This is a genomic window from Motiliproteus coralliicola (genome assembly GCF_003345655.1).
GTDB lineage: Bacteria > Pseudomonadota > Gammaproteobacteria > Pseudomonadales > Balneatricaceae > Motiliproteus > Motiliproteus coralliicola.
The window spans coordinates 291,778-316,446 of the sequence record NZ_QQOH01000005.1 but is presented as its reverse complement, the minus strand read 5'-3'; the positions used below and the strand labels follow the sequence as shown (position 1 = coordinate 316,446).

24 protein-coding genes are annotated in these 24,669 nt (G+C 55.8%); 6 read left to right on the top strand and 18 right to left on the bottom strand.

The genetic code is table 11. From position 1 onward, the window contains the following. Positions 1-74: 74 nt before the first annotated feature. A complete protein-coding gene (locus DV711_RS17810) occupies positions 75-833 on the top strand; it encodes an outer membrane protein assembly factor BamD (RefSeq protein ID WP_114697078.1) in 759 nt (252 codons plus the stop codon). 66 nt (positions 834-899) lie between these two features. After that, positions 900-1,754, top strand: a complete 855-nt coding sequence (nadE, locus tag DV711_RS17805) for an ammonia-dependent NAD(+) synthetase (protein WP_279386526.1) — start codon at positions 900-902, stop codon at positions 1,752-1,754. A 19-nt stretch (positions 1,755-1,773) separates the two neighbouring features. On the opposite strand, the gene thiO is transcribed toward nadE, so the two are convergent. From thiO to murJ, 13 genes are all read right to left on the bottom strand, one after another. Next, entirely contained in the window at positions 1,774-2,895 is a 1,122-nt protein-coding gene (thiO, locus tag DV711_RS17800; RefSeq protein ID WP_243633875.1) for a glycine oxidase ThiO, read from the bottom strand. Between the two features lie 170 nt (positions 2,896-3,065). After that, positions 3,066-3,668, bottom strand: a complete 603-nt coding sequence (locus DV711_RS17795) for a GspH/FimT family pseudopilin (RefSeq protein WP_165840164.1) — start codon at positions 3,666-3,668, stop codon at positions 3,066-3,068. A 78-nt stretch (positions 3,669-3,746) separates the two neighbouring features. After that, on the bottom strand, positions 3,747-4,208 hold the full coding sequence (locus DV711_RS17790; RefSeq protein WP_114697076.1) for a type IV pilin protein: 462 nt from the start codon (positions 4,206-4,208) through the stop codon (positions 3,747-3,749). 17 nt (positions 4,209-4,225) lie between these two features. Next, complete coding sequence (locus DV711_RS17785) at positions 4,226-7,585, bottom strand: pilus assembly protein (RefSeq protein ID WP_114697075.1); 3,360 nt, start codon at positions 7,583-7,585, stop codon at positions 4,226-4,228. Positions 7,586-7,616: 31 nt separating this feature from the next. Continuing rightward, positions 7,617-8,117: a pilus assembly PilX family protein gene (locus DV711_RS17780; RefSeq protein ID WP_207802681.1), complete on the bottom strand. Its 501-nt coding sequence runs from the start codon at positions 8,115-8,117 to the stop codon at positions 7,617-7,619. Between the two features lie 14 nt (positions 8,118-8,131). Further along, positions 8,132-9,181, bottom strand: coding sequence for a PilW family protein (locus DV711_RS17775; protein ID WP_279386525.1), 1,050 nt, complete (start codon positions 9,179-9,181; stop codon positions 8,132-8,134). A 2-nt stretch (positions 9,182-9,183) separates the two neighbouring features. Continuing rightward, positions 9,184-9,675: a type IV pilus modification protein PilV gene (gene pilV / locus DV711_RS17770; RefSeq protein WP_165840159.1), complete on the bottom strand. Its 492-nt coding sequence runs from the start codon at positions 9,673-9,675 to the stop codon at positions 9,184-9,186. A gap of 10 nt (positions 9,676-9,685) precedes the next feature. Continuing rightward, entirely contained in the window at positions 9,686-10,225 is a 540-nt protein-coding gene (locus DV711_RS17765; protein ID WP_114697073.1) for a GspH/FimT family pseudopilin, read from the bottom strand. Positions 10,226-10,450: 225 nt separating this feature from the next. After that, complete coding sequence (locus DV711_RS17760) at positions 10,451-10,885, bottom strand: FKBP-type peptidyl-prolyl cis-trans isomerase (protein ID WP_114697072.1); 435 nt, start codon at positions 10,883-10,885, stop codon at positions 10,451-10,453. A gap of 28 nt (positions 10,886-10,913) precedes the next feature. Next, on the bottom strand, positions 10,914-11,408 hold the full coding sequence (gene lspA, locus DV711_RS17755; RefSeq protein WP_243633874.1) for a signal peptidase II: 495 nt from the start codon (positions 11,406-11,408) through the stop codon (positions 10,914-10,916). An 8-nt stretch (positions 11,409-11,416) separates the two neighbouring features. After that, the gene (ileS, locus tag DV711_RS17750; protein WP_114697070.1) at positions 11,417-14,236 is read right to left on the bottom strand and encodes an isoleucine--tRNA ligase; all 2,820 of its coding nucleotides are present in this window, start codon (positions 14,234-14,236) and stop codon (positions 11,417-11,419) included. 96 nt (positions 14,237-14,332) lie between these two features. Further along, positions 14,333-15,265, bottom strand: a complete 933-nt coding sequence (gene ribF / locus DV711_RS17745; protein ID WP_114697069.1) for a bifunctional riboflavin kinase/FAD synthetase — start codon at positions 15,263-15,265, stop codon at positions 14,333-14,335. Between the two features lie 81 nt (positions 15,266-15,346). Further along, positions 15,347-16,840, bottom strand: a complete 1,494-nt coding sequence (gene murJ / locus DV711_RS17740; protein WP_114697125.1) for a murein biosynthesis integral membrane protein MurJ — start codon at positions 16,838-16,840, stop codon at positions 15,347-15,349. Positions 16,841-17,080: 240 nt separating this feature from the next. On the opposite strand from murJ, the gene rpsT reads away from it, so the two are divergent. Then, on the top strand, positions 17,081-17,341 hold the full coding sequence (rpsT, locus tag DV711_RS17735) for a 30S ribosomal protein S20 (protein ID WP_114697124.1): 261 nt from the start codon (positions 17,081-17,083) through the stop codon (positions 17,339-17,341). Between the two features lie 108 nt (positions 17,342-17,449). Here rpsT and proB read toward each other — a convergent pair whose 3' ends face one another. From proB to rplU, 4 genes are all read right to left on the bottom strand, one after another. Next, positions 17,450-18,574, bottom strand: a complete 1,125-nt coding sequence (gene proB / locus DV711_RS17730) for a glutamate 5-kinase (RefSeq protein WP_114697068.1) — start codon at positions 18,572-18,574, stop codon at positions 17,450-17,452. 59 nt (positions 18,575-18,633) lie between these two features. Beyond that, positions 18,634-19,839 (bottom strand): Obg family GTPase CgtA, encoded by a 1,206-nt coding sequence (gene cgtA / locus DV711_RS17725; RefSeq protein WP_114697067.1) that lies wholly within the window; start codon positions 19,837-19,839, stop codon positions 18,634-18,636. A 125-nt stretch (positions 19,840-19,964) separates the two neighbouring features. Beyond that, the gene (gene rpmA / locus DV711_RS17720) at positions 19,965-20,222 is read right to left on the bottom strand and encodes a 50S ribosomal protein L27 (protein WP_114697066.1); all 258 of its coding nucleotides are present in this window, start codon (positions 20,220-20,222) and stop codon (positions 19,965-19,967) included. 27 nt (positions 20,223-20,249) lie between these two features. Further along, positions 20,250-20,561, bottom strand: coding sequence for a 50S ribosomal protein L21 (gene rplU, locus DV711_RS17715; RefSeq protein WP_114697065.1), 312 nt, complete (start codon positions 20,559-20,561; stop codon positions 20,250-20,252). A gap of 274 nt (positions 20,562-20,835) precedes the next feature. Between rplU and ispB the strand changes: the two genes are divergently transcribed. The 3 genes from ispB to fabB all read left to right on the top strand — a co-directional run bounded on the left by ispB (position 20,836) and on the right by fabB (position 23,759). Then, positions 20,836-21,804: an octaprenyl diphosphate synthase gene (ispB, locus tag DV711_RS17710; protein ID WP_114697064.1), complete on the top strand. Its 969-nt coding sequence runs from the start codon at positions 20,836-20,838 to the stop codon at positions 21,802-21,804. A gap of 102 nt (positions 21,805-21,906) precedes the next feature. Then, on the top strand, positions 21,907-22,422 hold the full coding sequence (fabA, locus tag DV711_RS17705) for a 3-hydroxyacyl-[acyl-carrier-protein] dehydratase FabA (RefSeq protein ID WP_114697063.1): 516 nt from the start codon (positions 21,907-21,909) through the stop codon (positions 22,420-22,422). Between the two features lie 119 nt (positions 22,423-22,541). Then, entirely contained in the window at positions 22,542-23,759 is a 1,218-nt protein-coding gene (gene fabB, locus DV711_RS17700; RefSeq protein ID WP_114697062.1) for a beta-ketoacyl-ACP synthase I, read from the top strand. Between the two features lie 169 nt (positions 23,760-23,928). Here the strand turns inward: fabB and DV711_RS17695 are convergent, their stop codons facing one another. After that, on the bottom strand, positions 23,929-24,663 hold the full coding sequence (locus DV711_RS17695; RefSeq protein ID WP_114697061.1) for a lysophospholipid acyltransferase family protein: 735 nt from the start codon (positions 24,661-24,663) through the stop codon (positions 23,929-23,931). Positions 24,664-24,669 lie beyond the last annotated feature (6 nt).

Below are 24,669 nucleotides of genomic sequence, written 5' to 3'. Positions count from 1 at the left end.
CGAATCCGGCACCCGCGAGCGGCTCAAAACAACTGGTCGCACGGCAGTGAAACCACCCTACAGAGACTTAGACGATGAAGCCTTTCGTCAAACTGACACTGATCCTCAGCCTATCCGCCCTGCTCGGCGCCTGCTCGATCTTCGGCGAGCAGGCAGAACCGGATATTCCCGAACCGCAATTATGGAAAGAGGCCAGCCAGGCACTGACCGATCTCAATTACGAGATCGCGATTGAGAAACTGGAAAAGCTGGAGTCCCGCTACCCGTTCGGCCGTTATTCCGAACAGGCTCAACTTGAGCTAATCTGGGCTTACCACAAGCACAACAAAGCCGGAGCGGCGATCGCCGCAGCGGATCGTTTTATCCGCCTGCACCCCCAGCATGAGAACCTCGATTACGCCTACTACTTGCGAGGCTTGACGCGTTACGTTGAGGATCAGAGCGTCCTGAACCGCTTCCTGCCCACCGACACATCCCAGCGGGACCCCGGCGCAGCACGTGATTCGTTCGAAGACTTCTCTACCCTGCTGAACCGCTGGCCTAACAGCCAATACGCACCGGATGCCCGCAAGCGGATGATTTACCTACGCAATCAGCTGGCTAGTTATGAGATCCACGTGGCGCGCTACTACATCAAACGCGGCGCCTATGTGGCGGCCACCAACCGCGGACGCTATGTGATCGAAAACTTCCCCCAGACCCTGTCCACCGCCGATGCCCTGGCCATTATGGTGGCCGGCTATAACCAACTGGGATTAACCGAGTTGGCCGACAACGCCCAGAGTGTGCTGGACCAGAACTTCCCCGACTACCCGGGGCTGGAACTCGAGTAACGCCTGAACTCTTGATCTAGGCTGCGAACATGCAGCCTGGTAGCCACACGAAGGAGCCCGTCCCCCATGGACCGACAAGCCACCATTGAGCAGATGCAGGCGATTATCGCCGAAATGAAAGTCCAGCCCCAGATCGATCCATCCACCGAGATCCAACGGCGGGTCGACTTTATCAAGACAAGACTGACCCTGTCGGGGCTTAACCATCTGGTTTTGGGGATCAGCGGCGGGGTCGATTCATCCACCTGCGGCCGACTGGCACAGCTGGCCGTGGAACAGCTCAATCAAGAGCAGCAGACCGAGAGCTATCAGTTTATTGCCGTACGTCTTCCTTACGGCGTACAGGCGGATGAGCATGATGCACAAAACGCGTTAGCTTTTATCCGTCCCAACCGTAGCGTTACCGTCAATGTGAAGCTTGGCGTGGAGGGCATTCACGAGGAGACCCTAGCCGGGCTGCAGGAACAGGGCTTATTGAACGCCTCCGACGCCACCGTTGATTTTTCCAAGGGGAATGTCAAAGCCCGTGCTCGAATGGTGGCTCAATACCATATCGCAGGCCTACTGGGTGGTCTGGTACTAGGAACCGACCATTCGGCTGAAAATATCACCGGTTTCTACACCAAATTCGGCGACGGCGCTTGCGATCTGGCCCCGCTGTTCGGACTGAGCAAGCGCCAAGTCCGCCAACTGGCCCAAGCGATGGGCGCGCCCGAATCTCTGGTGCATAAAACCCCCACCGCCGATCTGGAATGCCTGGAGCCCCAGAAGGCCGATGAGCTGGCATTGGGAGTCAGTTACGACGATATCGATGACTACCTCGAAGGACGGGAGGTCAGCGACGAGGTCGCCGACAAGATCACTGCGATTTATTTGAGAACCCAGCACAAGCGCAAACCGATTCCGACCATCTACGATTGATCGGTCGGCTCAACCGCTGTTACGGCAGCAACGACCAACGGTAGGGTGCCGGATCTATCTCCGGCGTCCGACCCAGCATCAAATCCGCAATCAAACGGCAGGATGCCGGTGCCAACACCAACCCGTTGCGGAAATGGCCGGCATTAAGGAACAGGTTCTCCATTCCCTCAGCCGCACCAATGTAGGGCACCCCATCCGGGCTACCAGGCCGTAAACCGGCCCATTGCGCTTCAACCGTACAGTCCTGCAAGGCTGGCAACATAGACAACGCCGACTGGTACAGACTCTCGCGGGCCTCGATACTGGTCTGCTTATCAAAACCCACCCGCTCAAGCGTACTACCCACCAGTATCCGGCCATCCTCGCGCGGAATCAGGTAGCGGCCATCGGCCAACACAACCCGATCCAGCAACGGTGCGGAAGCATCGTGCTGCGGGTTGTTGAACAGCAGCATCTGTCCTTTAACCGGCTCAACCGCCAACATCAGCCCCAGCGTCTCCATCAACCCACCGCTCCAGGCTCCGCCACAGACCAGAAACTGTCCGGCCCGAAAACGGCCTTGCATGGTCTCGACCGCATCGACTCGGCCCTGGTTCAAGTCAAAACGCGTCACTTCGGCATTACTAACCAGCTCGATTGAAGGATTCAGCTCGATTGAACGGCGTAACGCCCGCCCCAGCCTGGGGTTGCGGATGCTGGCGACCTCGGGCATCCACAGCCCCTGTTCGCGTTCGATCCGAATATGAGGCTCCAGTGCACGAATCTTGTCGGCACCGATCCGCGTCAAAGGGCGCTGGTGCCGATCGGCCCAGCGCAATGCCTCGGCCTCATCATCAACCGACAGCATTAACAAACCTTTCTGTCGCAGCTCAGGACTCAAGCCGGTCTCACGCTCCAACTCTCGGGCCAGCTCGAGATAGCGGCCTTGGGACCAGCTCGCTAAGGCCGTAATCGGATCAAGGTAGCGCCAGGGATAGAGCGGTGAAACAATGCCACCACCAGCCCAAGAGGCTTCCCGGGCTGCCTCTCCACGCTCCAGTAAGATGACTCTTGAGCCGGCGGCAGCCAACTCACGGGCTGCCATCAGCCCCATCACGCCTGCACCGACAATGACTACATCCGCAATGCTATCCCGGCTCATCGCCCACCCCTTACGCTGATATTCTTAATTCGACTTACTTAGACTGCAGAATCGATAGGGCGACCAAGATAGGCCAGCAGCCAAATTAGCTCAAGCGCCAAAATAAAAACCTTGATGGGGCCTATAACCGCCGCGGCAAAACGAAGCCCTGGATAATCGCCATACCCCGATCACTCTGGATCCAAAAAAAGATCATATCGACAGGTCACCGCTGCGGTTCTTAAGCGCCCGCTATAGGGAAGAATCAGTTCCTGCTGATAGCTGTCTGGATGATTACGATGACCGACGCAAAAGGTACCATTGAGCGATCCTAAGGCGCCTGATCCCTGGTAACCGACATAATCACCCCGGTTCCAACGTAGCTCTAACTGGGGATTAATCGGCGCAAATATGCGCAATAACTGATCGCCATCATCGGCTGCAAACTGCCGGTCCCGATTCTGATCGATAAACAGCATCCATCCATGACGCCAGGACAGTTTCTCGTCCGATACCATACCGGCGCATCCATCGCCGGAATTATTTAACCGGCAGAGTACCGCCCGCTGTCCACGAGTAATAGCTTCCGAGCGCGCCATCGCCAGCGCAGTCCGCATCCGCTCGGACAGCTCATCGACCTCGGACTGCACCACCAACTGTTCAAAACTGTTGACACCGGCGGTGCTAAGAATGCCGACTATAGCCAGCGTCACCACCATTTCAGGTAGAGTGATCCCAACCTGCACAAACAACAACGGCACCCAAGGGTGCCGTGAAACGAGCTTCCTGCTCATCGCTCTTCCCCTGTTCATCCATAAACAGTGACTGGGAAGTATAGCTGTTGTTTTACCCTAGTCAGGATATAGGAGAACTTAGGGCCAACAGTCCCCTCCGGCAGGAAGCCTCGCGCCCGTATGCTGTATTGACAAAGTGCCGCAAGTATCTCCTGTCTGAGCACCTATAGGCGTTGCCGTCAGAGTGAAGCTTGTGTCCGAAGCGACAGAAATATCCAGCTCGTAATATTTTTCCGCTCCATCGAGGGGCGCTTCAGTTGGAAAAATAGTTGGATCCCCACCCGAACTTGCCCCGCAGGAAGCAGTTGCATCGGTACCCGCTCCGCAATAACTACTGTTGACCGTAAAGTGTCGTTCCATTGCCCCGGCAAAGGACTGCAACGCCGCCATCGCATCGGCACGGCGCGACTTGTTTACAAACTCGACATAGGACGGGTAAGCAACTGCACCGATAATCCCGACAATTACCACCGCGATCATCAGTTCTATCAGAGTTACACCCTGTTGATTCCTACCCGATTGTTTTATGCCCTTGACCATCAATTTATCTCGTTAGTTTACTGAAGCTGCTGCCAGGAGAGTCGCCCACCATCGTTAGCCTTGGACTCGGTCACACTCTTGATGGTGCCACTGGAGCCGCCCATGATTTTAATCTCTTTCGAACCATCCTCAACGATGGCCGGGTTATGGTGTAGACCCATCGTTGTATCCTGCAAGCCCGAAACGGAAACCAGCACCTTTTTACCATCAACTTCGATATAAACCTTATCGTTATCATCAAACTTGCCGTCACCGTTCAGATCAAACGGTGTCGTGTCCAACCGCGAGCCGGTCAATGCATTCACCTCCATCAACCAACTGGTACCCCCATAGCCACAAGGATCGGTTGACGGTATCAGGGTTGAGAAGATCACCCTCTCACCACGTAAGATTGCCTGATTGATAATCCGCTCACCTTTGGCCGTGCCGCCGACCAATCTCAAATCCATATACCAGCCGTCCTGGCTGGTGTAGTCAACTTTCTCATCACTGGTCACACGGACATTGAATCCAAAGCTTGCAAAACTGGTGGTGTCTTCCACATCAATGGTTTGCTCTTGCAGGACGGAGCGACCCGAAACCTCACTACCGTTATCCCGGATCGCGTAGAAGGTCTGAACCTGCAGATCTGAGGTATCGGTGGTCTCGAAATACTGCCCGGTACCGAAATAGACCATCAGCCCGCCATCTTCATGCTCACCCACATTCGGTTTTGCCATGATTGGTTGAGCCACAGGAGTGCTGGCAGAGTCCATCGCGGTAAAGAGAGGCGCAGGAGAGCCCCCCGATGTGAACGCAAACTTCCATTGGCTGGTACTACTAGGTACATTAACTTTCCACAGATTACCGTTCAGATCGCCGGCATAGATATAGTCGGCAATCCGATCGTTATCTTTGTCGACAATGACCGGCGAGCTCATCCCGTTCCCCGTTCCTCCCGTACCAGTATCGAAAGTATGAACATTACTCAGATCGTCCAACTGGACCATATAGAGCACCGCGTTACCGGAGCTGCTGTTATAGCCGTTGCCAAACACCGCGTAGTATTTATCATCCGCGAAGCGCGCGATCGAGGCCTCACCGATGGTATAACCCAGGTCGCTAAACCCGGAGGTTGTGTTATCGATATCCCAGAGTATGTTGTTCTTCTGCTTGGTTAAATCTGCTCCAAAGCTGGTCGGTTCGGTGATATCCAACGCAAACACGCCCGAACCACCGGCACCCGTTGTTCCCACCAGCACAGTGCGCCAACCGGTGGCGCCATCCAAGGTAAGGTAGGCATCACCAAAACGGGGTGAACCATCGACATAGTATTGATGGCTATAGGTCGTCGCGCTCAGGTCACCGAGATTGGCCAACACGCCTTTCGGGATAAAGGCGAACTCTTCCTCTCCGGTCGCTGTTCCGCTCTTAGCATCGTATTTGAATGAGAAAGCATGGAGCATGCCATCGTTGGCACCGAAATAGAGCATCCCTGGTCTTCCGGTATAGTCGCTGCCTGATCGGAAGGTAGAGTAAGCTAAGCCCTCGGGATCATCGAGGCGCTGATAACCAAAATTGGGGGTCGCGACAAACAGCGGATCCGAGTTGATGATATCACCCAGTGGCGACTTCCCGCTGGCTGCCGGGCGCGAGCGCAGGGTGCCTGAATTATCTAACTCGTTGGAATCATCGCCACGCAGATAGTTGATCTGATCATTCGTGAGATCGGTGGCCAACGTCGCATTAATCTTCGACGCGTTGGTGGTATTGAACTCGTAACCGGTGGAGCCTGTAGCATCCCAAGCGAAGATATCACGACTGCCATGGGCCGGCACATTGTCCGCGGCATCCCAGATCGATGCACTGATCGCACCATCCGCGCCAACCGGTAACGCCAACAACTGGCCATTCCAATCACCGCTGTTGAACAGCGCCTGGAACGCGATTGTAGAAGTATTTAGACGGGTGGAGCTGGTGGTAACCGCAGATGCTGATGAAGTTTGCGCTTTGATATCACTGATCGCCGTCTCCAACGCGCTTACCAGATCACTAGAATCATTCGCTTGCGTAAAGAAGCCACCTGCTTGATTGGCCGTATCCCTTATCAATTGATCCTTGATTATCTGATCATCTGCAAAGCCGATCGTGTAGGTAGAGACATTGTTAACAACCGCATTACCATCCAGATCATTGATATCAGGACGCAAATCAATTTCATACAATGCTTGCGCCACATCATCAAGATAATCACTGCCGTTATCCTCATAGCTATAAAAGGTAGGGTCGGTATCTATAGTGGTTTTCCGATCATAGCCAAGGCATCCCGAGGCACAGTCGCCATCATAGTCTGCCAGATAGCTTGGCATATCATCTCGGTCATATTGCGGGCGGCCATCGGAGACAATAACTACAAAGTTCTTTTGACAGTAGTGGCAGATGGGAGACTCGTAACTTCCCGCCGTTTGCCCAAACACATCTGTCATTCCGACCGAGTTTTTAGTGGTATCAGGATGGAGAACCAAGTCACCGTCATACTGCCCATTGGCTGTACAGCTCAGGCTACTGCTATGGCCTGGATTGGTTGTTCCACTACTACCAATAAAGTAACGACCAATTTCGTGTAGCGATTCCGCTAACGGCGTCGATGAATCGGGACTAAAAGTCTTAATCTCTGTGGTCAGTGTGGTACGAAAAGAACTATCGTTCGCATCACCCATCAGAATACGGATATCAGCACCATCACTTCCTCTATAGGATGAAAGGCCAAAATTGACCCCTGTCAGCGAATCCACCAAATCCGTTGCTGCCTTCTTGGCGATATCCATCCGGCGCAAGACGTCGGGTTTCACTCGCACTCCAGCCCCCCCCCAGTCCCAAGCAGTACTCGAAGTCTCATAGTTCAAACCATCGGTATCAGAACCAAAATACCAATTTAGATACTTACCGGTATATTGCGCAGCCAAATATGAGCCGGGCATTGCCGGAGAGCTGCCATTGTCCGCGTACAGACGCGCTTGATAGTTTTCAGTCGGATCAAAGCAGGCGACATTGGAGCGATTAGTCAGCCCCGTTGTCCCAGCGGCACTAACCCAGTCGTAATCAATACTATTTGCGCGGAAATATGGCTCGCCATAACTGTTTACCCTTAGATCGATTCGATGAGTCGTTGCCAGATAAATTGCGCTATCACAATCGTAAGCTGAGCTGGAATCGAATGGAGCCTCGGGCACTACATTACTCATCGACCCCGAATTATCCAGCAACAACATAATATTCGGTTGTACCGAACCAGTCAGAAACAGTGGGGTTTGTGAGACGGTGCCTGCCGTGGCGGCCGTCAATGTCTGCCCGGCAATCAACGCGCTAAACAGCAAGCTGCGATATTTGACTTCCATCTCGTTTTCCCCCTTGACGCCGGCCGTACCGTTAACGCCGATAGATCGATTGCAGTATCACGACTGCGGTATCTGTTCCGCCCACGGCACGGGCCGTGATACGGTAAAACTGTTCGGTATTCTGCTCAGTACCCGCTTCCATACTGGCACTTTCCGCTTCAGACTCCATCTGCTCAATAATGTAGACAGGAGCGCTGTTAGTGCCTGTAAGCTCGGGCGAGTAATCATCATACGAGCGCACCGCCGATGAGACGCTCCAGGAAACACCGTTGATCACATCGTTCAATTGCGCATAGAGGCCATCGGTACCGTTAAATTCCGGCAGCACCACGGTTGTTTCGATAAAATCCTCACCAACACGCAATGCCGATTCAGCTGCCTGAAAGGCCATATTGCGGTCGCGCAGGTTACCAGCCATTTTCTCTTCCAAGGTGGTGTCGCGGATGCTTCCGACTCCAACCAAGGTCAATACCACCAGAATAATCAGGCAGACAATCAGCGTCATACCTTGTTGTTGCTTCTGGCTCGCCATATCATCAAACCTCATTAATTCAACCGATTTCTCAGTGCGACGGTAGCGGTAAAGGCTCTTCTAATATATCGATCAAACGCAGTAGCTGTACGAGACTGTCCGTAGTATTCAATATCTGTTTGCGGCGAATCGAGCATGTTATTTCGAATGCTACGTAATAACAGATGTACCTGAACACTGACCACATTATCCATATTGCCAACGTTCCCCGCTGGAACAAAATAGTTAGGAACACCATCGCCGTTGGTATCTTCACCGTAAAGGAACTGCATATTCTCAACCCCTTCAACCAGCTCAACGCCATCGTTTTTCCAGTCATCTCCTTCAGTGCCGCGAATCAACGCAGGCTCTCCGCTAGTTCCTTTGCGTAACCAATAACGAACCGGAGTAGCATCGAAAACCGTCGCATCAGTGTCAAAACCAAAACCCAGCCCCCCCGGAACTCCATCAGGGGGGGCAATATTTCCAGGGACCTCGGTACCGGACTGGTGAGCCACAGTCTGTGTACTTACTGTGGTATTGGTCACCTGAAACACAACCGCGTTGACGCAATCAGTGACCATCAAAATATCGCCCGCCGTGATGGTCTTCCCCTTCGGATGATCAAGCTTATCTAGCTTGATGTTCGACGCTTCTGCATTTGAATATTTGGTTACTCTGATTCCTCCGCCATTGCCGCCCTGTAATGTAATTGAATCCGACAATGGCCCCAATGCCGGTGCATATCCGGTAGTGGAGCTAGGCAAGGCATCCGACGCGGCAACACCTGCCGCGTAGGCATCGGCAGTCTTGCCATCATCCAAGACAGAGGTCACATTAACCCCATCATTCAGGCAACCCCAGAAATCCGCCTGACGGATATCACGGGTCAGAAACTCCATTGCAAAGCGGCCGTTCTCTTGTATTCGTGACAACTCACGCTGGAATTCGTAAGTCTTCTTAGAACCGATAAAAATCTGCAGAATCCCGGCGGTGAGCAACAACCCCAGCGTCACAGCGATCATCAATTCGACCATTGTCAGGCCACGTTGACGGTTGGGTAGGTTATGCTGCCCTCTAATCATCATCACAATCCAAAACTAAATGCGAAAGATTGGTCGGGGCTACCGTTGCGATCATCATCCCAGCTGACAGTAATAGTCTGTATCGCGCCACTGACCACAATGGATGCCGCACCGCTTGGTAGGATATCTTTCAAGCGCTTATCCCACTCGAAGACATCCTGCTTGGCGATACTCTCGACATTGTTGCAGCCGCTGGGAGTTGAAGAGCCGTTATAATGGATGCAGTTTGGACTGCTACTCACCCCGGCCGAAACAGCATCGGCATAATCCCCTGCATTGGCACCATCCGGATTGGCCCGCATCATATCGGCCAGTTCGTAGGCAAGCAGGGTCGCCTGAGAACGGTGGTAGGCACTTTGATTGCTTTTAAGTGCCATGGTTTCCATGCCGATCAGACCCAGAATCCCCAGCGATAAGATCAGCACTGCCACCAGTATTTCGATCAGTGTGAAACCGGCCTGACGGTGTGGGGTGGACTGACTGTAATTACTCAAGCTCCGCCTCCTACTGCATCCGGACCCGACCGGTCTGGTTGATATATAGGGAACTGGTAGTTCCGTCACTAGTAATGCTGAATGTACAGGGACTGATTCCGGATGAGGTCGTACGCTCACCGGAATTATCGAATTCGATTACGTTACCGCAGTTATAATTAACTACTGTGTTGTTATCGGATCGAGCGTTGATTTGTATGGCTTCCGAAGAAGATGAGATCTGAACCTGCCAGCCGCCACTCCAGTCTTCGATACCCGAATCGGTGGTATCACAACTGCCACTAGTACCCACACACATCCGCACACGTTCACCACGTTTGATCGCTTCGGTACGGGCCGTCGCCAGGCTGGTGGCAACGCTCAGCCGAGCCTCATCGACCCGACTGCCACTGATCACCGAATCAAAGTTGGGGGTCGCTATGGTCAGCAGTACGGCGACGATCGCCAGCACCACCAGCAATTCGATCAGTGTGAAACCACCTGAACGCTGTGTTCTGGTTTGACTGCGCTTTGGTAAAGTTTGGGTAGCTTGGCCGCTATTCCATCTCATCCTTAATCCCCGACTACTCGGTGCCACTCGATTCCCTCGCCCGATGCCTTCGACACCGGGCAGGTCGCACCAACTAGGCTATAGACCGATGTTATATCAGTCTACCCGAATAGATTAGAGCAACCCAATTAGCACCATGGCGACAACTGAACAATTTGTGACCAGTGTCAATATTATCGGCCAAAATCCGGCTTTATTAAGCCGAAATCGGTTTAAAACAAGCGTTTAAATCAATTCTACCGATAGAATTTCGACATCAAAGAACAGCATCCTACCGGCAAGCGGGTGGTTAAAGTCCACCATTACCTTGTCGCCTTCGATCGACTGCACCACGCCCGGCAGCTCACCGGAAGGATCGGCAAAACTGATCATCAGACCCGGCTCGAGCTCCATTTCGTTGAAGTCATTGACCGAGAAACGCTGCACATTATTGGGGTTCGGCATTCCAAAGCCCTGCTCCGGCGCAATACGCAAGCGAGCCTGCTCCTTGGCGCTCAAGCCTTCCAATGCTTTCTCAAAACCGGGAAGCAGGTTGCCATCGCCGAACTCGAAGCTTGCCGGCGACTTCTCACGGGTGCTGTCGACGACCTGGCCATCCTCCATCTCAATGGTAAAGTGAAGACTTACTCGGGTTCCTGGGCCTACAGTTACGGCACTCATAGCAGCTCCATGATTTGATTAGTAGAAATTATGATGAAGAACGGCGCCGCTCCAAGAACAGCGCATCCCAAATTAGCAGCACAGCGCCTACGGTGATGGCGCAGTCGGCAATATTGAAGGCGGGGTAGTAGTACTGCTGCCAGTGCAGCGATATAAAGTCGATTACGTGCCCTAACAGCAATCGGTCGATCAGGTTACCCAGCGCACCACCGAGGATCAGTGTCAGCGAGACACAGAGTAAGCGTTCGTTTTTGGGAGTGCGGCTGAGCCAATGTAACAGGTAGCCACCAACACCTAGCGCAACGGCACTGAAGAACCAGCGCTGCCAACCGCCCTGATCGGACAGAAAACTGAATGCCGCGCCCTTGTTATACAACAGGGTCAGATCGAACACCGGCAGCAAGGTAACCGGACGAGCATACTCCAGCAGCGCATCGGCCAGCTGCTTGCTGGCCTGATCCAGAATCAAGACCAGCAGGGCCAGCCAAAGCCAGCCCAAGCCCGTCTGTTTTAACCGATTCACGTCGACGATCAAGCGTAAGCGCGCTGCTCACCGCTACCGGCGACATTCTCGACGCAACGACCGCAGAGCTCCGGATGCTCGGTATGGCTACCAACATCTTCGCGCAGGTGCCAACAGCGAGAACATTTGCTGTGCTCGCTGACCCGGACAGCCAGCTTCAGGTCATCCAGCTCGGTCTCCACTGCATCGGCCGGTGCCGAATCCAGCGACTCCAGCTTGGCGTCGGAGGTAATCAGCACGAAGCGAAGCTCATCACCCAGGCGCTCCAGCAACGCCGTCAGTTCGGCGCCACAATACAGGCTCACCTCGGTGGCCAGACCGGACTTGACCACACCGGCATTACGCTGGTTCTCGATCTCTTTGTTGACCGCCGTCTTGACGTCCAGCACTTGCTGCCAGAAGCCGCGCCCGAAGGCTTCATCGCCGGCCAGTTCGAACAGCCCTTCGTACCAGGTTTCGAGATGGATCGACTCGCCCCGCTCACCCGGAAGATGCTGCCAGATTTCGTCCGCAGTGAAGCTGGTGATCGGCGCAACCCAACGCGCCAGCGCCTCGATAATATGGTACATCGCGCTCTGACAGGAGCGGCGGGCCAGCGAATCCGGCTGGGTGGTGTACTGGCGATCCTTGATGATATCCAGATAGAAACCGCCCAGATCCAGTGCGCAGAAGTGATGCACCTTCTGATAAACACTGAGGAACAGGTAGTTATCGTAAGCCGCCAGGATCTCCTGCTGCAGTTGCGACGCCCGATCGACAGCCCAGCGATCCAACGCCAGCATTTCGTCGGCCGGTAGCAGATCTTTGGTCGGATCGAAACCGGTCAGGTTCGACAGCAGGAAGCGCGAGGTATTACGGATCCGACGGTAGGAGTCGGCGGTACGCTTGAGGATCTCGTCGGAGACGGCCATCTCGCCGCTAAAATCGGTCGCCGCGACCCACAGACGCAGGATGTCGGCACCGTACTTGTTCATCACCTGCTGCGGCGCAACCACGTTGCCGAGCGATTTAGACATCTTGCGGCCATTTTGGTCAACGGTGAAGCCGTGGGTCAGCACCTGCTTATAAGGTGCGACGCCGCGGACCGCGATGGAGGTCTTCAGCGAGGACTGGAACCAACCGCGATGCTGATCAGAGCCTTCCAGATAGAGGTCAGCCGGGAACTGCAGCTCGTCGCGCTGATCCACTACCGAGTAATGGGTCACACCGGAATCGAACCACACATCCAGGGTATCGTTGACCTTGATATATTGATCGGCCTCGTCACCCAGCAGCTCGTGGGTTTCCAGCTCAAACCAGGCGTCGATACCGCCCTGCTCGACCCGCTTCGCCACCTGCTCGATCAGCTCAGCCGTATTGGGGTGGATCTCCTGGGTCTCCTTGTGGATAAACAGCGTGATCGGCACACCCCAGGTACGCTGACGTGAGACACACCAGTCCGGGCTCTGCTCGACCATCGCTTCGATCCGGTTCTGGCCCCAGCCCGGGATCCACTTGACCCCTTTGATAGCTTCCAGCGCTTTCTCTTTCAGGCCCTGCTCATCCATGCTGATAAACCACTGCGGCGTGGCGCGATAGATCAGCGGGGTCTTGGTTCGCCAGCAGTGAGCATAGCTATGCTCGAACTTTTCCGACTTGATCAATTTGCACTCGTCACGCAGCAGCGCCACGATCTCATCGTCGACCTTGTAGACATGCTGGCCAGCGAAACGCCCGGCCGCCTCGACAAAGATGCCGTGGCCGTCGACCAGATTCAGGGTTTCGATGGCATATTTCTGGCCGACCACAAAGTCCTCGACACCATGGTCGGGAGCGGTGTGTACCGCACCGGTACCGGCATCGGTGGTCACATGATCGCCCAGGATGATAGGCACCTGCTTGTCGTAGAATGGATGCTGCAGCAGCTGCCCTTCCAGCGCCTGGCCTTGGCAGCGCCCGACGATACGGTATTCTTCGACGCCGTAGCGACCCATGGCATCTTCGACCAAGGCTTCAGCCAGCAGAATCCGCTCGGCACCGGCGCCCAGGTCCAGCTCGACCAACACATAGTCCAGCTCGGCATTCAGCGACACAGCCTGGTTTGACGGCAGGGTCCAGGGCGTGGTGGTCCAGATCACCGCACTGGCAGGCCCATTGCCTTCTAACTCGGTGAAGGCAGCCAGGAACGCGGCTTCATCGACCGGTGAAAAACGTACATCGATGGCGGTAGATACCTTGTCCTGGTATTCCACTTCGGCTTCGGCCAACGCCGAGGCTCCAACCACACTCCAGTAAACCGGCTTGTAGCCCTTCACCAAGTGACCATTCTCAACAATCTTGCCCAGCGCCCGAATGATGTTGGCTTCGGTATCAAAATTCATGGTCAGGTAGGGCTTATCCCAGTCACCCAGCACACCCAGACGGATAAAGTCCTGCTTCTGCCCTTCGACCTGCTTCAGTGCATAGTCACGACAGGCCTGGCGAAACTCCTTAAAGCTCTTCTTGGTGCCGGCCTTACCGATCTTGGTCTCGACCTTGTGCTCAATCGGCAGCCCGTGACAGTCCCAGCCCGGAATATAAGGCGCATCGAAGCCGCTCAGGTTTTTAGAGCGAACGATGATGTCCTTGAGGATTTTGTTGACCGCGTGACCGATATGGATGTCGCCGTTGGCATAGGGAGGGCCGTCGTGCAGCACAAACTTGTCGCGCCCTTGGCTCACCTGACGAATCTGCTGATACAGCTCCATCTCGTTCCAGCGTTTAAGCATCTCCGGCTCGCGTTGAGCCAGATTGCCTCGCATCGGAAAGTCGGTTTCAGGCAGATTCAGAGTATGTTTGTAATCGGTCATTGCGCGTCTTCACTTGTCGCTGAAGGGCTCCCCCACGGATACCTTCGTTAATTTGGTTATATCTAGTGTCGCCCTGTCCGGAACACAAGTGGCTAGCTAGTCTCGTCCCTCGCGCCAACTCCGGGCGAAGGCGATATCGTCGAGTATCTGCTGCTTAAGCGCCTCGACACCATCAAACTTCTGTTCCGGCCGTACATGGGCCAGGAATTCAACCTGCAGCCGCTGGCCGTAGAGCCGCCCCGAAAAATCGAGCAGATGTACTTCCAGCAGCGGGTGATCACCGTTAACGGTCGGTCGGACACCAACATTGGCAACCCCGGCCAGTCGCTGCCCGTCCTCGGTCAGCGCATCCACTATGTAGACCCCGTCGAACGCCAACCGTTTACGCTGCAGTGAAATATTGGCGGTCGGCAGTCCGAGCTGTCGCCCCAGTTTGCGGCCATGGATCACCTTACCGCTAACCTGGTAGGGCCGACCCAGCAGTCGCCCTGCCAGTTCAAACCGATGTTCGGCCAGCGCTTGGCGGATCCGGGTACTGCTGACCCGCTCATCATCGATCAGATGGGTACGGGTGTTGACCACGGTAAAGTCATGACTGTTACCGTAATGCTGCAATAGCGCAAAGTCACCGGCACGATCACAGCCGAAGCGGAAATCATCGCCAACAACGAAATACTTTACCGCCAGTCCGCTCAGCAACAGCCGGTCGATAAACTGCTCGGCGGTCAAAGATCGCAGTGACTGATTAAAATGCAGACAGAATACCCGATCGATGCCATGGGCACGGATCAATTCAAACTTGTCGCGAAACCGGGTCAGTCGGGGCGGCGCCTTGGGGCCTTCAAAAAACTCCCGCGGCTGCGGTTCAAACACGATCGCCACGGACGGCAAACCAAGTGCCGCGGCCTTTTCACGCACCTGATCCAGCACCCGATGATGGCCAAGATGTACGCCATCGAAGTTACCAATGGTCGCCACACAGCCTCGATGCTGATCGCGCAGATTGTGAAGACCTCTGATTAACTCCATGACCCTTGTAATGCCAGCCTCTAAACGAACGCGGCATTATACATCAGCAGGATCGGTCAGAATACCGCCAAACCGGGCCGGTTAATGCTTCAAATGTCGCAAGCGGATGCCGCCGACAACCAACATCGCCAGATAAGCCCCGCCGCCGCCGATAACACAGAGCGCCATCGCTTGAGCTCGCTGCCAGAGCGACCACTGCAACCACTGCTCAGCGCCAGGCGCCAACCACAGGATCAGCCCTGCCATCACCAGATTCGCCACCAGCAACTGAGCACCGAAACGCAACCAGCCCGACTGCCAACTCAACACCTTTTGCTTCAGCAAACCACGCATCAGCAGCCCTGCATTCAAGAACGCGGACAGCGAGGTCGCCAACGCCAACCCGACATGAGCCAGCGGCACGATCAACGCCAGGTTGAACGCCATATTGGCTACCATCGCCCAGATCCCGATTTTTACCGGCGTCTTGGTGTCTTGGCGCGAGAAATAGCCCGGCGCCAGCACCTTGATCAGCATAAAGGCCAACAGACCCAGACTGTACGCCCGCAGACTCATGGCCGCCTGGGTCACATCCCCAGGCGTCATAGCCCCATACTGGAACAACGTGATCAGCAGCGGTTCGGCCAGCAGCCACAACGCCAGCGCCGCCGGCAGCCCGATCAGCAGCACCATCCGGATCGCCCAGTCGAGCATCGCCGCAAAAGCCTCGCCCGACTTCTCGGCATGCTTGCGGGATAGATTCGGCAGAATCACCGTGGCGATGGCGATACCGAAAACCCCCAGCGGCAGTTCTACCAGCCGGTCGGAGAAGTACAGCCAGGAAACGCTACCGGTCTGCAGCAACGACGCCAGCACCGTATCCAGCAACAGATTGATCTGACTCACCGAGACCCCGAACATCGCCGGGACCATCAGCTTGATGATCTTGCGAACTCCTTCGTGCCGAAAACCTAGCTTCGGGTTTGGCATCAACCCGATCCGCAATAGAAATGGCAACTGCAACAACAGCTGCGAGACCCCAGCAATTAACACGCCCCAGGCCAGCGCCATCACCGGCGTCTCCAGCCAGGGCTGCAGCCAGTAGACCGAGCCGATCAACGACAGATTCAACAACACCGGGGTAAAGGCGGGCACCGCAAAACGGTCATAACTGTTCAAGATCGCGCCACCGAAGGCGGTCAACGAGATCAGCAATAGATAAGGAAAGGTCAGCCGCAGCATCTCGACCGTCAGCTGGTACTTGGCCGCATCATTCAAATAGAAGCCGGGGGCAAACAGCATTGCCAGGAACGGCGCCGCCAGCACCGCTACCGCCGTCAGCAAACTCAGCACCAGCCCCAACGAACCAGCAACCCGATCCACCAGCACCTTAACTTCGTTCAGACTGCCCTGGGTCCGGTATTCCGACAGCACCGGCACAAACGCCTGCGAAAACGCCCCTTCGGCAAACAGGCGGCGCAGAAAATTGGGGATCTTGAACGCGACGAAGAACGCATCCGCGCTGGCGCCGGCTCCAAAACCGTGGGCGATCACGATATCGCGCACCAGCCCCATCACCCGCGACAGCATGGTCATCAACCCGACCACCGCACTGGACCCGAGCAACGAGCGACGACGAGATGACTCGGCCGAATTATCCGTATCTGGCTGTTTCCGCACGACTCTTCCCAACGCCTCCAACACTCCAACCAAGTAGCGATCTAACAAACAGCCGATAAACTAGCAAAAATGTTTGACAAGGCGCTAGCGAATATGAATAATTTCGCCTCTTCGTTTTTGATCTACCTTTTCGCGTTATATTTGAGGAGCCAGATTGTGGCAAATTCCGCAGGATCCAGAAAACGTGCACGCCAGGCAGAAACGCGCCGTAAGCATAATGCTAGTCTGCGCTCCATGGTACGCACTTACCTGAAAAAAGTTATCGCTGCTATCGAAGCTGGTGATAAAGAAGCTGCACAAGCTGTATACCCGAATGCTGTTTCAGCACTCGACAGCGCTGTTAGCAAGGGCATCTTTCACAAGAACAAGGCCTCTCGTCATAAGAGCCGCCTGAACGCCCAGATCAAAGCTCTGTAAGCTCGACTTACTAAGCTAAAAAAACCGGCCATTGGCCGGTTTTTTTGTGGGTGTAATTCACTGCTCAGAAACCCTGCCCCACACCTTCAACAAAAAGCCAAAGCCGCATCAGGCCAGCACCAAGTTATCCCGGTGCACCAACTCCTCTTCCGCCATATAACCGAGAACAGCCTCGATCTGACTGCTCGATTTGCCAACAATCCGACCCGCTTCAGCCACGCCGTAGTTGACCAACCCCCGAGCGATCACCCGCCCCTGCTCATCAACGCACTCGACCATCTCGCCACGGGAGAAATCACCACTGACCGCCTTAACCCCTACCGGCAGCAACGAGCGGCCAGAATTGATCAACACCCGAACCGCACCTGCATCCAACACCAACTGCCCCTTGGCCCGCAGATGCCCTGCCAACCACTGCTTGCGCGCCGCCTGCGGCTCACAATCCGGGGTCAACAGCGTTCCCAGCGACTCACCCTGCCGCAACCGCATCAGCACATCCGACTCACGACCACCAACAATCACCGTCGCCGCCCCGGATCGCGCCGCCAAGCGCGCCGCCCGTAACTTGGTCATCATGCCGCCACGCCCCAGCGCACCCGCACCGCCGCCAGCCATCGCATCCAGCTTCGGATCTTCGGCCCGCGCCTCAGAGACCAGCGTCGCATCAGGATTGGAGCGAGGGTCAGCATCAAACAAGCCCTGCTGGTCGGTCAAAATAATCAAGCCATCGGCCACCATCAGATTGGCAACCAGCGCCCCCAGAGTATCGTTATCACCGAAACGAATTTCGTCGGTCACGACGGTGTCGTTCTCATTGATGATCGGCACCACACCCCAGTCGACCAACGCCTGCAGCGTACTGCGCGCATTCAGATAGCGCTTGCGATTAGAGAGATCATCATGGGTCAACAGGATCTGCGCGGTATGCATACCATGGCGCTGGAATCCCGCCTCGTAGGTCTGCACCAACCCCATCTGCCCAACGGCAGCCGCAGCCTGAAGCTTGTGAAGCTCATGCGGACGACCCTCCATCCCCAGTCGCCGCATACCCGCAGCCACCGAACCGGAAGAAACCAGAACCAACTCAACGCCCTGCTTACGCAACACCGCCATCTGGTCGACCCAGCCCCCGATCGCCTGCTCATCCAAACCACGGCCATCGTTGGTCAACAGCGCACTGCCGATCTTCACCACCCAACGGGAACCGCGGGTAAGCACCTCTCTACCGCTCATGCATCAACCTTAATTGCATCCAATCAATCGAATCTACCTAAAGCATCTGCGCAACCGAATCAGGGCACATATTCCACTTCGACATCGTAATCATCATCATCGAAGTCGTCCCAATCATCGTCATCATCAGTACCCTGCCGACGCTTGGCACGATGCTGATCCCGCAGCTGCTCAATACGCTCACGAGCCTCTTGCGCCAACCGATCCTTGCGCTGCTGCTCCTGCTCGGCCAGCTCAACGTCATCCTGCTCCATCAACTGACGCTGCTCGATATACTCCATCACCGCCTGACAGACCTGCATGGTGCCCTGCTGACTGATCGCCGAAACCTCAAACACCGGCCCCTGCCAATCCAACGCCTCAACCACTTCGCGACAACGCGCTTCACGCTCGTCTTCCGGCACCAGATCCAGCTTATTGAGCACCAACCAACGCTCTTGCTCCGCCAGCGCCGGACTAAACTTCTCCAGCTCCGCAATGATCGACTTAGCCGAATCGGCCGGCGCCACCCCATCCCAAGGCGCCATGTCGACCAGATGCAGCAGCAACCGAGTGCGAGCCAGGTGCTTCAGGAAGCGAATTCCCAGCCCAGCCCCCTCGGCAGCGCCTTCGATCAGACCAGGAATGTCCGCCACCACAAAGCTACGATCGCGCTCAATGCTGACCACACCCAGGTTCGGCACCAGCGTAGTGAACGGATAATTCGCCACTTTCGGCTTGGCCGCCGACACCGCGCGAATAAAGGTCGACTTGCCGGCATTGGGCAATCCCAACAAGCCCACATCGGCCAACACCTTGAGCTCGAGCTTCAGGTTACGCGACTCACCCACCGACCCCTTGGTGGTCTGACGCGGCGCCCGATTGACACTGGATTTGAAGCGTGTATTACCCAGACCATGAAAACCACCCTGAGCCACCTTCTCACGCTGACCCGCCTCGGCCAGATCGCAAAGCACCTCTTTGGTGTCCTCATCGATCACCGTGGTTCCCACCGGGACCTTCAGCACCAGATCCTCACCCTTGGCTCCGGTACAGTTTCTACCCATACCGGCCTGACCATGCTCGGCCCGATACTGACGCTGGTAGCGATAATCGATCAGCGTATTGAGATTGGTGTCCGCCTCAAGCCACACCGAACCGCCGTCACCGCCGTCGCCGCCATCCGGGCCGCCCTTGGCGATATATTTCTCGCGCCGAAAGCTCAGGCAGCCGTTACCACCCTTTCCCGCTTCGATACTGATGACGACTTCGTCGACAAATTTCATGATCTTCTCCGCTGCGCCACTGGGACTACTGCCACAAGCTTAGCGCGCACAAACAAAAAGAGCCCCGCCTGGGCGGAGCTCCTTAGAGAAGCAGCCGAGGCTGCTTGCAGACACTAAGTCCGTTATCAGGCGCTTACAACGCTGATGTACTTACGGTTCTTAGGGCCTTTAACTTCAAACTTAACAACACCTTCAGCGGTAGCGAACAGGGTGTGATCCTTGCCGCAACCTACATTGTCACCGGCGTGGAAACGAGTGCCACGCTGACGAACCAGGATGTTGCCAGCCAGAACTTTCTGACCACCGTAGCGCTTAACACCTAAGCGTTTGGACTCGGAATCGCGACCGTTACGCGTACTACCGCCAGCCTTTTTATGAGCCATCGTATCTCTCCTCTAGCCCGTATCCGCTTAAGCGCTGATACCGGTAATCTTGATTTCAGTGAACCACTGACGGTGGCCCATCTGCTTCATGTGATGCTTACGACGCTTGAACTTCACGATACGGACTTTCTTACCGCGACCGTGAGCAACCACCTCAGCATTAACCTTGGCACCTTCAACAACCGGCGCACCGATCTTGATCTCTTCGCCATCGGCAACCAGCAGGACTTTGTCCAGCTCGACGGAAGCGCCTTCTTCAGCAGTCAGCTTCTCAACTTTCAGGGTCTGGCCTTCGCTAACCCGGTACTGCTTACCACCAGTAACAACTACTGCGTACATGTCTCTCTCCAAATTTTGGTGCGCCCGGCTACTAAAATTGCCTACTTCTAAGGGAATGCCACCTTTATCAAATCGTCACCGACCGACTTAAGCACAACCCTATGGTAGGGAGCTCGAACAGAATCACTGTTCAAAGATTGGGCGAACCACAGGGGGGCGAATACTACTGCAAACCGAAGTGCGAAACAACTATTTCATCAGCTTCGAACGGGATTTCTTGACACCCCCCATCCCCCCCCTTAGCATGCCGAAAATTTCCTGATTATCCCTTCGCATGCAGCCACATCAATTAAACCCCCAGATCGCCGACGATTTTGAATCGGTCAACCGCTTCATCCTCGACCACCTACACTCCGGTGTGCCACTGGTGGAGAAGATCGGCCACTACATAGTGGAGAGCGGCGGCAAGCGAATCCGCCCAATCCTGGTGCTACTGGCGGCCCGCAGCTGCAATTACCAGGGCAACCAACATATCAGCCTGGCGGCGGTGATCGAATTTATCCACACCGCCACCCTGCTGCACGACGACGTGGTCGACACTTCCGATCTGCGGCGCGGCAAAGCCACCGCAAACGCCAAGTGGGGTAATGCCCCGAGCGTCTTGGTCGGCGATTTCCTCTATTCACGCGCCTTCCAGATGATGGTCGAGCTCAACAGCATGCCGATCATGTCGGTGATCTCCAACGCCACCAACGTGATCGCAGAAGGCGAAGTGCTGCAGCTACTCAACTGCAAGAATCCGGATGTCGACGAAGCCAGCTACATGAAGGTAATCCTCGGCAAAACCGCGATGCTGTTCGAAGCAGCTACCCAAACCGGCGCCCAGATCGCCGATGCCAGCCCGGAACAGGAAGAAGCGCTTCGACTTTACGGGCGCCACCTAGGCATCGCTTTCCAACTGATCGACGATGTTCTGGACTACCAGAGCTCGGCGGAAGAGATGGGCAAGAATGTCGGCGACGATCTGGCCGAAGGCAAGCCGACCCTGCCGCTGATCCACGCGATGAAGCACGGCAGCGATGAGCAGCGCAAGATGATCCGCCAAGCAATTCGCAAAGGCGGGCTGGAAGACCTTGAGCCGATCCGCCAGGCGGTCATCGAAACCGGCGCCATCGACTACACCTTTGAACAGGCCCGCGATCAGGTCAACAGCGCCCTCGCTCAACTCGAACTACTTCCACAAAGCCCCTATCGCGACGTTCTGCGACAACTGGCTGAACTGGCAGTGGACCGCCGCAGTTAACGATTACGAGCGATTCGGACGTTTTCCTCAATTGACTGTCGAAGACGTCCTCAAACCGCTATAATCGCCGCTTCTATCCCTATACGAAGGACCTTTGCCCCTATGAGCAGACCCTCCTCTTTCAATCGCGACGAGCTTCTCCAATGTGGACACGGACAGATGTTCGGCCCCGGCAACGCTCGCCTGCCGATCGGCAACATGCTGATGGTGGACCGAATCACTACCATCACCGAGGATGGCGGCCAGTACGGCAAAGGTGAAATCCGCGCCGAGCTGGATATCAACCCCGATCTGTGGTTCTTCGCCTGCCACTTTGAAGAGGACCCGGTCATGCCGGGCTGCCTGGGCCTTGACGCCATGTGGCAGATGGTCGGCTTTTTCCTGGGCTGGAAGGGCAACCCAGGCCGCGGCCGCGCACTGGGCTCGGGCGAAGTTAAGTTCTTCGGCCAGGTTCTGCCTACCGCCAAGAAAGTCACCTATCACCTGGAACTTAAGCGCGTTATCGAACGCAAGCTGGTAATGGGTATCGCAGACGGATCCCTGAGCGTCGATGGCCGTGAGATCTACACCGCCAAAGACCTGCGGGTTGGTCTGTTTACTTCAACCGACGATTTTTAACGGTTGATTTGACCTAATACAACTGATCTGCGATCTGGACTGTTATTCGCGGGTTGGATATTCGAAAATGGGGCACGCATTCGGCCCCATTTTTACAGACACCAAAAGAGGTTTGAGCTATGCGACGCGTTGTTGTCACCGGTATCGGTATCACTTCCTGCCTCGGCTGCGACAAAGAGTCGGTCACCGACTCCCTGCGTGAAGGCCGCTCCGGCATCTCCTTCCAGGAAGAGTACAAAGAGATGGGCTTCCGCAGCCACATCGCCGGCAGCATCGACCTTGACCTACCGTCGATGATCGATCGTAAGCTGATGCGCTTCATGGGCGACTCAGCCGCCTACACCTACTTGGCGATGAAAAACGCCATCGAAGATTCCGGCCTGACCGACGAGCAGGTCTCCGACGTCCGCACCGGCCTGATCGCCGGCTCCGGCGGCGCATCCTCAGCCAACATCGTTGAAGCCGCCGACATCCTGCGCGACCGTGGCCTCAAGCGCGTTGGCCCGTACCGGGTTACCCGCACCATGGGCAGCACCGTATCTGCCTGTCTGGCGACCCCGTTCAAGATCAAGGGTGTGAACTACTCGATCACTTCCGCCTGCTCCACCAGCGCGCACTGCATCGGCAACGCGATGGAACTGATCCAACTGGGCAAGCAGGACGTCATCTTCGCCGGTGGCGGTGAAGAGCTGCACTGGTCGATGAGCTGCCTGTTTGACGCCATGGGCGCGCTGTCTACCAAGTACAACGACACCCCCGAGAAAGCCAGCCGTGCTTACGACGCCAACCGTGACGGCTTTGTCATCGCCGGCGGTGCTGGCATGCTGGTGATCGAAGAACTGGAGCACGCCAAGGCGCGTGGTGCCAAGATCTACGCCGAGCTAGTCGGCTACGGTGCCACCTCCGACGGCTACGATATGGTTGCCCCGTCTGGCGAAGGCGCGATGCGCTGTATGCAGCAGGCGATGGCCACTGTTGAGGGTGATATCGACTACATCAACGCCCACGGCACCAGCACCCCGGCTGGCGACATGCAGGAGCTGAAGGCAGTCAAGAACACCTTCGGCGACAACATGCCTCAGGTTGGCTCCACCAAATCCCTGTCCGGCCACTCTCTGGGCGCCGCCGGCGTACAGGAAGCGATCTACAGCCTGCTGATGATGGAGAACGACTTTATCGCCGCTTCCGCCAACATCGACGAGCTGGATTCAGAAGCTGACGGCATGCCGATCGTTCGCGAGCGCGTCGACAACGCCAAGCTGGAGCGGGTAATGTCCAACAGCTTCGGCTTCGGCGGCACCAACGCATCACTGGTTTTCCAGCGCTACAGCGACTAAGCCAGCCTGCGTCCCATCAAAAAAGCCGCTCCATGGAGCGGCTTTTTTTGTGCGGGTTACAGGGTCGACATTACCTTCGAACGGCACCCGTTGAGCAGAGCGATATCAAGACGAACAGAACAACAACAGCGGACAGTCTTTTGACGACTCCTGTCGCAGCATCGTTCTCCTAGCTCTTGGCCTCGACCGCATCGCTGCACTGCTGCTGCAGGCGTTGCTGGATCCATTCGGTGGAGCTCTGATGAACGCTGTTCACATCGGTGTCGAGCGTTTCGATCGGCTCTCCGATCTCCACCTCGACCAACCCCGGATACTTGATCAACTGCCCACTTGGCCAGTGGGCTCCGGCGTTATGACAAAGCGGAACAATCGGCACCCCGGCGCTGCAAGCCAGCATCGCACCACCCTTGTTGAATTTTCCCAATTCACCATAAGGGACCCGGGTTCCCTGCGGGAATATCATCACCGGTATCCCTTCACCCAGGCGATTTTTGCCTTTGGCTAACAGCTGCTTCAGAGCCCCAGCGCGCTTGGAGCGGTCGATTGCGATCGGTCGCAACAATGCCAGCGCCCAACCGAAGAAAGGGATCCGCAGCAGCTCACGCTTGAGCACCGTGCTAAGCGGCTGGATCAACAGCTGCAGATAGATGGTTTCCCATTCACTCTGGTGATTGGCCAGCAGCACAAAAGGCCGATCCTTGGGCAGGTTTTCCAACCCGCGAACCTGGTACCGGATGCCACAAACCCAACGCAACGCGAAGATATAGAAGCGATTCGCCATCACCACCACATGAAAACGCTGCCGGAACGGCATCCAGCTGGCGAAAACCAGACTAAACAGCGAGCAGACAACAGTCGCGACCATCATCAGCAGGTAAAACAACAAGGCACGAAGTGTCAGCATAGAATT